Raw genomic sequence first — 10,652 nt, forward strand, 5'->3', positions numbered from 1 at the left:
CATACGCGAGCAAGGGCAAAGCGACGCGAAATTCCCGCAGTTGTGCAAACTCAGTTCTGCGAAGGCAGCGAAGCCGCGCCGTTCCCCGTGCCCGGCTCCAGCGCGTCCAGCGCCCTGCGCAGTCCCGTGAGTTTGCGCTCGAGATGAGCCGCGGTCGCCACCGCCGCCGCATCCGCCGAGTCGTCGTCGAGCTGCTTGGAGAGCGCCTCGGCCTGCTCCTCGACGGCCGCGAGCCGCGCGGAGAGTTCGGCGAGCAGTCCGGCCGGTTCTTTGGACTCCGTACTCTTGCCGCCACCGCCCTCCAGCTGGAGCCGCAACAGCGCCGCCTGCTCCCGGAGTTGGCAGTTCTTCATGTAGAGCTCGACGAACACGGAGACCTTCGCCCGCAGCACCCACGGGTCGAACGGCTTGGAGATGTAGTCCACCGCTCCCGCCGCGTATCCCCGGAAGGTGTGGTGCGGACCGTGGTTGATGGCGGTGAGGAAGATGATCGGGATGTCCCGGGTCCTCTCCCGCCGCTTGATGTGCGCGGCGGTCTCGAAACCGTCCATGCCCGGCATCTGGACATCCAGCAGAATGACCGCGAAATCGTCCGTGAGCAGTGCTTTGAGCGCTTCCTCCCCGGACGATGCCCGAACCAGTGTCTGATCGAGCGCAGAGAGGATGGCCTCCAGCGCCAGCAGATTCTCCGGCCGGTCATCGACCAGGAGGATCTTGGCCTTCTGCACCATGGCCCGTCCTCCTCGCCCCGGCAATGCACCGGGCGCCGCCCCAGGGGACGACTCCCTTACGCCGCCCGTCCTTGTGCCGGTCATGGTAGCCGCACCCCGCCTGTCGCCACACCCTGTCACCGCGATGTCACTGTGCACGTAGCAGAAACGCGGCAGGAGACCAGAAGGTTCCCCGAATCCCGGGTTTCTACACAGCGCCGGGCACAGTCAGTCAGCAGCTCCGCGCGCCCAGGTCCCCCACGCTCTCTGATCACTTGAACAGGGGGACCCGATTCGGTCACCGTTCGCGCATCCATCGGTCCATCACCTCGAGCAGATGATCGGGATCGACCGGCTTCGTCACATAGTCGGAAGCCCCCGACTCGATCGCCTTCTCGCGGTCGCCCTTCATCGCCTTCGCGGTGAGGGCGATGATCGGCAGGCCGGCGAACTGGGGCATCCGACGGATCGCCGTCGTGGTCGCGTACCCGTCCATCTCGGGCATCATGATGTCCATCAGGACGACCGTGAGGTCGTCGTGCTGCTCCAGGACCTCGATGCCCTCGCGGCCGTTCTCGGCGTACAGCACCGACAGGCCGTGCTGCTCCAGGACGCTGGTGAGCGCGAACACATTGCGGATGTCGTCGTCGACGATCAGCACCTTCTCGCCCTCGAAGCGGAAGTCGCCCCGCGGCTGGGCGGACGCCTCCTCACCGCGCGCGCCCCAGGGCTCCTGGATCTGGCCCTGCTGCCCCGACAGCGTGGGCCGCTGCCCGGCCGAGGGCAACGACCTGCGGCGCCGCCTGAAGAGCGCGGCGGCCCCGTTCTGGGTCTCCTGGTACGACTTGACCTCGGCGGGCGTCTCCACAGGGGTCCTGTCCTCGGCCTCCGCGGGCAGTGCGAGCGCTCCGTTGTCCATCGCCGGCGCCGCGAGCTGCGGGTAGCCCTGCGGCGGCAGTTCGCTCGCGTGCAGTGGCAAATACAGCGTGAACGTGGAGCCCCGTCCAGGCTCGCTCTGCGCATGGATCTCGCCGCCCAGCAGCCGCGCGATCTCTCGCGAGATCGACAGCCCCAGTCCCGTACCGCCGTACTTCCTGCTCGTCGTGCCGTCCGCCTGCTTGAACGCCTCGAAGATCACCCGCATTTTGCTGGCCGCGATACCGATACCGGTGTCGGTCACGGAGAACGCGATCAGATCGGCGTCCGCGTCCCGCAGCGAACCCGCCTCCAGGAGCTGCTCCCGGATGGCGACGGGCACGTCCGCGCCGGCCGGACGGATGACGAGTTCGACCGCTCCGGAGTCGGTGAACTTCACCGCGTTGGAGAGCAGGTTGCGCAGCACCTGGAGGAGCCGCTGCTCGTCCGTGTGCAGCGTGGCGGGCAGTTCCGGAGAGATGCGTACGGAGAAATCGAGGCCCTTCTCTGCCGTCAGCGGACGGAAAGTGGCCTCTACGTAGTCGACGAGTTGGACCAGCGCGATGCGCGTCGGCGATACGTCCATCTTGCCCGCCTCGACCTTGGACAGGTCGAGGATGTCGTTGATCAACTGGAGCAGGTCGGAGCCGGCTCCGTGGATCGTCTCGGCGAACTCGACCTGCTTCGGAGTGAGGTTGGAGTCCGCGTTGTCGGCGAGCAGCTTGGCGAGGATGAGCAGCGAGTTGAGCGGCGTACGCAGCTCGTGCGACATGTTGGCGAGGAACTCGCTCTTGTAGCGCATGGAGACCGCGAGTTGCTCGGCGCGCTCCTCCAGGACCTGCCGCGCCTCCTCGATCTCCGTGTTCTTGACCTCGATGTCGCGGTTCTGCCGGGCCAACAGCTCGGCTTTCTCCTCCAGTTCGGCGTTGGACGCCTGGAGGGCCTTCTGCCGGTTCTCCAACTCGGCCGACCGCTCCCGCAGTTGCTCGGTCAGCTCCTGCGACTGCTTGAGCAGCACCTCGGTCTTGGTGTTCACGGCGATCGTGTTGACGCTCGTCGCGATCATCTCGGCGATCTGGTTGAGGAAGTCCTTCTGGATCTGCGTGAACGAATGGAACGACGCCAGCTCGATCACTCCCAGAACGGTCCCTTCGAAGAGCACCGGCAGCACGATGACATGCGCCGGAGGCGCCTCACCGAGCCCGGAGGCGATCTTCAGATAGCCGGGCGGCACATTGTCGACGAGGATCGTCCGCCTCTCCTTGGCGGCCGTCCCGATCAGCGTCTCTCCGGGCCGGAACGACGTCGGCATGGACCCCATGGAGTAGCCGTAGTGCCCGAGCATGCGCAGTTCGTACGAGTCGTCGCCCGCGGCGCCCACATCCTTGCCGTCGTCCAGGGGCATCGCCAGGAAGAACGCGCCGTGCTGCGCCGAGACCACCGGAGTCAGCTCGCTCATGATGAGCGAGGCCACGTCGGCGAGGTCGCGGCGGCCCTGCATCAGACCGGAGATGCGGGCCAGGTTGCCCTTCAGCCAGTCCTGTTCCTCGTTGGCGATGGTGGTGTCGCGCAGGTTGGCGATCATCTTGTTGACGTAGTCCTGGAGTTCCTGGATCTCGCCGGAGGCGTCCACGTCGATCTTCAGGTTGAGGTCGCCACGGGTCACCGCGGTCGCCACGCGCGCGATGGCCCGTACCTGCCGGGTCAGGTTCCCGGCCATCTCGTTCACCGACTCGGTGAGGTCGCGCCAGGTGCCGTCGACGTCGCGTACGCGCGCCTGGCCGCCCAACTGCCCCTCGGTGCCCACCTCTCGGGCGACGCGGGTGACCTCTTCGGCGAAGGACGAGAGTTGGTCGACCATCGTGTTGATGGTGGTCTTGAGTTCCAGGATCTCGCCGCGCGCGTCGATGTCGATCTTCTTGGTCAGGTCGCCCTTCGCGATGGCCGTGGTGACCATCGCGATGTTGCGCACCTGGCCCGTCAGGTTGGACGCCATGCCGTTCACGGACTCGGTGAGGTCCTTCCACGTACCGGCGACCCCCGGGACATGCGCCTGACCGCCGAGGATGCCGTCCGTGCCCACCTCACGGGCCACCCGCGTCACCTGGTCGGCGAACGCACTCAGCGTCCGCACCATCGTGTTGACGGTGTCCGCGAGCTGGGCGATCTCGCCGCTCGCCTCGACCGTGACCTTCTTGGTGAGGTCACCGTTGGCCACCGCCGTCGCGACCTGGGAGATGTTGCGCACCTGGCCGGTCAGGTTGTTGGCCATCACGTTGACGTTGTCGCTCAGGTCCTTCCAGATGCCCGTCACACCGGGCACACGCGCCTGACCGCCGAGGTTGCCGTCGGTGCCCACCTCACGGGCCACCCGCGTCACCTGCTCGGCGAAGTTCGACAGCTGATCCACCATCGTGTTGACGGTGGTGACGAGTTCGAGGATCTCGCCCTTCGCGTCGACGGTGATCTTCTTGGACAGGTCGCCCTTGGCGACCGCCGTGGTGACCTCGGCGATCTGCCGCACCTGGATGGTGAGGTTGTTCGCCATGAAGTTCACGGACTGCGTGAGGTCCTTCCAGGTGCCGGAGACACCCTGTACCTCCGCCTGGCCGCCGAGAATGCCCTCCGTACCCACCTCGCGGGCCACCCGGGTCACCTGCTCGGCGAAGTTCGACAGCTGATCCACCATCGTGTTGAGGGTGTTCTTCAGCTCCAGGATCTCGCCGCGCGCGTCCACGTCGATCTTCTGCGACAGGTCGCCCCGGGCCACCGCGGTCGCGACCTGCGCGATGTTTCGCACCTGAGAGGTGAGGTTGCCCGCCATGCCGTTCACGGAGTCGGTCAGGTCGCGCCACACACCGGCGACGCCTGGCACCTGCGCCTGACCGCCGAGCCGGCCGTCCGTGCCCACCTCGCGGGCCACCCGGGTCACCTGCTCGGCGAAGGCGCTGAGCTGATCGACCATGGTGTTGATGGTGTTCTTCAGCTCGAGGATCTCGCCGCGCGCGTCGACCTCGATCTTCTGCGACAGGTCGCCCCGGGCCACCGCCGTCGTCACCTGGGCGATCTGCCGCACCTGGGACGTCAGGTTGCCCGCCATGAAGTTGACGGAGTCGGTGAGGTCCTTCCATGTGCCGCTGACGCCGTCCACGCGCGCCTGACCGCCGAGCCGGCCCTCCGTACCCACGTCACGCGCCATGCGCGTCACCTGGTCGGCGAAGGTCGACAGCTGGTCCACCATCGTGTTGACGGTGTTCTTCAGCTCCAGCATCTCGCCGGAGACGTCCACGGTGACCTTCTGCGACAGATCGCCGTTGGCCACCGCCGTCGTCACCTGCGCGATGTTGCGCACCTGACCGGTGAGGTTCCGGAACGCGGTGTTGACGGAGTCCGTCAGGTCCTTCCAGGTACCGGCCGCGCCCGGCACCGCCGCCTGGCCGCCCAGCTCGCCCTCGACACCGATCTCCCGCGCCACCCGCGTGACTTCGTCACCGAAGGACGACAGCTGGTCCACCATCGTGTTGACGGTGTTCTTCATCTCCAGCATCTCGCCGGCCACATCGACGGTGACCTTCTGCGACAGGTCACCGCTGGCCACCGCCGTCGTCACCGAGGCGATGTCCCGCACCTGGGTGGTGATGTTCCGGAAGACCGTGTTCACCGAATCGGTGAGGTCCTTCCACGTTCCCGCCGCACCCGGCACATTCGCCTGACCGCCGAGCCGCCCTTCGCCGCCGACCTCGTTGGCGACCCTGGTCACCTCGTCCGCGAACGTACGCAGCGTCTCGGTCATCTGGTTGATCGTCTCGGCGAGCTGCGCCATCTCACCCCGTGCCGAAACAGTCACCTTCTGCGACAGATCGCCGTTGGCCACCGCCGTCGTCACCTGCGCGATCCCGCGCACCTGGGACGTCAGATTGCCGGCCATAAGATTCACCGAATCGGTGAGGTCCTTCCACACACCGGCCACACCCGGCACCTGTGCCTGGCCGCCGAGCTCGCCCTCCGTGCCGACCTCGCGCGCGACTCGCGTCACCTCGGAGGAGAAAGAGGAGAGCTGATCCACCATCGTGTTGACGGTGTTCTTGAGCTCCAGCATCTCGCCGGCCACATGAACCGTGACCTTCCGGGACAGATCACCCTTGGCGACCGCCGTCGTCACGAGCGCGATGTCCCGCACCTGCGCCGTCAGCCGGTACGCCATCGTGTTGACCGAATCCGTGAGGTCCTTCCACGAACCGGACATTCCGCGCACCCGGGCCTGGCCACCCAGCTTGCCCTCCGTGCCCACCTCGCTGGCCACCCGCGTGACCTCGTCGGTGAACGTGGACAGCTGGTCGACCAGGTTGTTGACCGTGCGCCCGACCTTCAGGAACTCCCCGCGCAGCGGATGCCCGTTGCCGTCCGGCGCTTGCGCCCGCAGCTCCATGCGCGGCGACAGGTCGCCCTCGGCCACCGCGGACAGCACCCGGCCGACCTCGGAGACGGGGCGTACGAGGTCGTCGACCAGCGCGTTGGACGCGTCGATCGCCGAGGCCCAGGACCCCTCGCAGACGCCCGTCTCCAGACGCTCCGTGAGCTTGCCCTCGCGGCCGACCATGCGCCGTACGCGCGAGAGTTCGCCCGTCAGATGCAGATTGCGGTCGGCCACCTCGTTGAAAACAGCCGCAATTTCGGACATAACGCCGTCGCCGGACACCGTCAGGCGCTTGCGGAAGTTCCCGTCCCGCATCGCCTCCAGCGCCACGAGCAGTCTGTTCAGCGCCGCGGTGTCCACCTCGGTGGTCCCGTTGCGCGGTTTGCGCCGGTTACTCAGGGACTCTCCGCCTTTCGCGCGCGCTTTAGTGCCCCGCGTCGCTGCGCCAGACTCCACTGTGTCCCTCCCGCAAGGGTCGACCGTTACTGCTCGGGGTGTTCGGGTAGTGCTCTGCGTGTTTGGACCATCTCTTGAAGCTTGCCCAGTGTTTCACCGTGGCTGAACCAGGCCATAACAGTTCGGCAGCTTCGCACATCGTCCGCACACACCCTCCCGGACGGAAACACTGTGGTGACCGGCATCCGCATGGACGGCGAAGGTAAGTAACCTTGCATGCGGCTGTCCAGCCACGCCGGTCCGTCCGGCCTGGGCGGTGGCACGAGCACAAGCGGGCAGGCATCGGAGGGGCGGCCTCACCATGACCACCGGAGTACATCCTGGGGGACAGCCCCAGGATCCCGGACAGACCGGCAACCGTCATCTGCCACGGCAGGGGCGAATCGGCCACGAAGCCCTGCCCGAAGAAACCCGGACAAGGAGTGCTGTGATCACCGCTCGCGCGGCCGCCAGCTTCGACCCCGTCGGACGGTCCGTCGCGACCGCTCGGTCCTTTGTCCGTGACACCCTCCAGGGCTGGGGCTTCGCTGACATCGTCGACGACGCCGTGGTCCTCACCAGCGAACTCGTCACCAACGCCGTGGTACACGCGGGCACGTCCGCCGATGTCCTGTGTCTGCGCACCGAAGACGGTGTACGCATCGAAGTAGCGGACCGCTACCCGGAACGAGAGATTCCACTCCAGGCGGCGGCCGTCAACATGGGCAGCCCCGACCGCGAAGGAGGCCGCGGCCTCCAGCTGTGCGCGGCCCTGGCCGCCTGCTGGGGAGTCGAGTACACGCCCACCCACAAGCAGGTCTGGTTCCAACTCGACCTCCCGGACCGCCCGGTGGGCACCCGCACCGCCGGCCCCTCGCTGCCCGCCGACCTCCTGCCCCTCGCCGACGGCCGCGTACGCGTCGCCGTCGTCCAGATCGACCGCGTCGGCGCCATCTCCGCCTGGAGCGAGGACGCGGAAGAACTCTTCGGGTACGCGGCGGAGCAGGTCATCGGCAAGCCCCTGACCGACCTCGCGGCCTGGCCGCACACCCCCGGCACCAGCACCGGCATCGCCGAGGCCCTCCAACTCTCGCGCTGGGAGGGCAGTTACGGCCTCCGCGGCGCCAACGGCCGCGTGACACCCGTGTACGCCTCGCATCTGCGCGTCCGCGACACCGGCGGCGAGCCCTCCACGGTCTGTCTGCTTGTACGCGATCACGAGCGCGCCGTCCTGCAGACTCCCCTGCGCGTACCCGCCGCGGACTCGGCGACACACTCCGAAGGCGGCCAGGCCACCGACCCCTTTGAGGTCTTCATCGGCTCCCCGGCCCCGGACGACCTCGACGGTCTTCTCCAGCGCACCGTGGAGCGCGCCCGCGACATGCTCGACGGCGACTCCGCCTTCCTGCTGCTGGCCACCGACGACGAGACCGAGCTGGAGGTACGCGCCTCCACCGGGCTCCCCTCCGCCCGCCAGCGCTTCGCTCGCGTCCCCGTGGAGGCGGGCCCCGGCCGCTACGGCTCGGCCCGGATGCCGGCCGTCCACGACGACCTCACGGCCGTCCCGGGCGCCGTACCGCTGCTGAGCGGCACGGGCATGCGATCGGTCGTCACGGTCCCGCTGAAGGTCGAGGGCCGTCTCACGGGCTCGCTCGGCGTCGCGGCCGAGTCCCCCGCGCGGTATTCGAACGAAGAGGCCCTGCGCCTCCAGTTCGCCGCCGACCGCATCGCGCTCGCCGTCGAATCGGCCCGACTGGGCGAGCTGGAGCGTCTGCGCCGGGGCTCGCTGTCCTTCCTCGTAGAGGCCTCCGACCTCCTCGCGGGCACCCTGGACCGTGATCAGACGCTGGCCCTCATGGCACAGATGACGGTCCCGACCCTGGCCACCTGGTGTGCCGTCTACACGATTGCCGACCAGGCCTCGGACCCGTATCTCTCGTACGTCCTGCATGAGGACGAGGAGCGCATCGACGGCCTCAAGGCCCTCCTCTCCAAGATCGCCCCACCGGACCCGGTCCCGACCCCCGGCGCCCGCGTCTGGTCGGCCCCGGCCGAGGCAGCCCACGAGGCGGCCCTGCGCACCTCCATGCGCAGCCTGGGCCGCGGCGAGCCCGCGACGGTCAGCTCCGGCATCGGCACGACCCTCGCCACGGCCTCGGCGGTCGGCGGCGAGACGGTCGTACTCCCCCTGGTGGCACGCAACCGCGTCATCGGCATGCTGACGCTCGGCAAGCCGACGGACGAACACTTCCGCCAGGAGATCCTGGAACTCGCCGAGGACCTCTCCCGACGGGCCGCCCTGGCCCTGGACAACTCCCGCCTGTACTCCGAGCGCATGGCCATCAGCCAGTCCCTCCAGCGCAGCCTCCTGCCGCCCGAACTCCCGGTCATCGAGGGCGTGGAGGTCGAGGTCATCTACCGCGCGGCGGGCGAGGGCAACGAAGTCGGCGGCGACTTCTACGACGTCTTCCCGATCCGCGACGGCGCATACGGCTTCGCCATCGGCGACGTCTGCGGTACGGGCCCGGAGGCGGCCGCGGTCACGGGCCTGGCCCGCCATGCTCTCCGGCTCCTCGCCCGCGAGGGTTTCGGCGGCCCGGCCGTCCTGGAACGCCTCAACTCCGCGATCCTCGACGAGGGCGCCCGCAGCCGCTTCCTGACCCTCCTGTATGGCGAGTTGTGGCCCCAGGAAGACGGCAGCGCCGTCCTGAAGATCGTCTGCGCCGGCCATCCGCTCCCCCTGCGCCTGCGCCAGGACGGCACGGTCGAACCGGCCGCCGAACCACAGCCCCTCCTCGGCGTCATGGACGATCTCGAACTGTACGAGCAGACGGTGACGCTCGATCCGGGCGATGTCCTCCTGTGCGTGACGGACGGTGTAACGGAACGCCGCGAAGGCACACGCATGTTGGGCGACGACGGCCTCACGGATGTCCTCACCACCTGCACGGGCCTGACCGCCGGCGCGGTCGCCGCCCGCATCATGCGCGCGGTCGAACGCTTCGCCTCCGACGCCCCGTCCGACGACATGGCCATCCTGGCCATGCGCGTTCCGGGCCTCCACAAGGACTAAGAACTGACGCACTGCAGTCCCGCAACACGAAAATGGCCTCCGCCCGATCGGGCGGAGGCCATTTCTCTCGGAGCCCCCAAACGGAATCGAACCGTTGACCTTCTCCTTACCATGGAGACGCTCTACCGACTGAGCTATAGGGGCCTGTCGCGCTTTCGGGTTTTCCTCGCGGCAACGGCACAGATCATACCCCGAACAGCAGAGTGCCCCCAACCCTGTTCGACACCGCGCTCGACTAAAAGGCAGGCTGCAACAACCCACCGAGCGCGTTGCACGCGGACACGATCCGATGCATCTCACGCTTCGTCAAAGCAGCGTCCACGGGCAGCGCCAGCGTCTCGTCCGCGGCGCGCTCAGTCTCCGGCAGATACACATCCCGCCGGAACCCGGGCATCCGGTGCACAGGCGTCTTCACCGGCACCCAGCACTCAACTCCCCTGGCCCGCACTGCCCGTGTGAAAGCGTCCCGGTCCGGCCGCCCATTGCCCGGCACCCGCACGACGTACTGCTGGTACGTATGCCCGATACCGCCCTCCGGCGTCCGCACCCCACTCAACCGCCTGTCCAGATACGCGGCATGAGCCCTGCGCTGCTCGACCTCGTCGTACGGCGCCTTCGACTCGCTCTGCTCCAGCACCAGGAGACCATGCCGCTGCCCAACGCGCCGCAGCCCCGCGAGGTCAGCGGGCTGACCGAAGCGGTGCACGGCGACGACAGCCACCGTCCGCGGCCCGACGACAGCGGCGACAGCGGCGACATCAAGGCAGTATGTGGCCGGGTCGATGTCGGCGAACACCGGCATCGCACCAGTCAGGCTCACGGCCTCGGCGACCTCGACGTTTCCGAACGCCGGCACGATGACCTCGTCACCAAGTCCGACGCCCGCGGCCCTGAGCATTCCTACAGTCCCCATACTCGGGATGCTTATCGCGCAACGTGAACTCCAAGTGACGCACAACAAAAAAGAGCTGGTCCCCGAACCGAAGTTCGGGGACCAGCTCTTTCAATGTTTGTTCGGCGGTGTCCTACTCTCCCACAGGGTCCCCCCTGCAGTACCATCGGCGCTGTGAGGCTTAGCTTCCGGGTTCGGAATGTAACCGGG

The 10,652-nt window shown here is 67.9% G+C and carries 4 protein-coding genes, 1 tRNA gene and 1 rRNA gene; 1 reads left to right on the top strand and 5 read right to left on the bottom strand.

Going from position 1 to position 10,652, the window contains the following annotated elements; all coding sequences use genetic code 11:
• Positions 1-50 precede the first annotated feature (50 nt).
• Both OP79_RS06120 and OP79_RS06125 read right to left on the bottom strand, forming a co-directional pair.
• On the bottom strand, positions 51-731 hold the full coding sequence (locus OP79_RS06120; RefSeq protein WP_033318930.1) for a response regulator: 681 nt from the start codon (positions 729-731) through the stop codon (positions 51-53).
• 277 nt (positions 732-1,008) lie between these two features.
• Positions 1,009-6,498 (bottom strand): HAMP domain-containing protein, encoded by a 5,490-nt coding sequence (locus OP79_RS06125; RefSeq protein ID WP_106972298.1) that lies wholly within the window; start codon positions 6,496-6,498, stop codon positions 1,009-1,011.
• 301 nt (positions 6,499-6,799) lie between these two features.
• On the opposite strand from OP79_RS06125, the gene OP79_RS06130 reads away from it, so the two are divergent.
• Positions 6,800-9,550, top strand: coding sequence for a SpoIIE family protein phosphatase (locus OP79_RS06130; protein WP_078491632.1), 2,751 nt, complete (start codon positions 6,800-6,802; stop codon positions 9,548-9,550).
• Between the two features lie 71 nt (positions 9,551-9,621).
• Here the strand turns inward: OP79_RS06130 and OP79_RS06135 are convergent.
• From OP79_RS06135 to rrf, 3 genes are all read right to left on the bottom strand, one after another.
• A tRNA-Thr gene (locus tag OP79_RS06135) sits at positions 9,622-9,694 on the bottom strand.
• Positions 9,695-9,785: 91 nt separating this feature from the next.
• Positions 9,786-10,448, bottom strand: a complete 663-nt coding sequence (locus OP79_RS06140; RefSeq protein WP_033318933.1) for a DegT/DnrJ/EryC1/StrS family aminotransferase — start codon at positions 10,446-10,448, stop codon at positions 9,786-9,788.
• Between the two features lie 114 nt (positions 10,449-10,562).
• Positions 10,563-10,652, bottom strand: a 5S ribosomal RNA gene (rrf, locus tag OP79_RS50350); the annotation flags it as partial.

The sequence above is a fragment of the Streptomyces yerevanensis genome (genome assembly GCF_000716805.1).
GTDB classification, from domain to species: Bacteria; Actinomycetota; Actinomycetes; order Streptomycetales; family Streptomycetaceae; genus Streptomyces; species Streptomyces flaveus.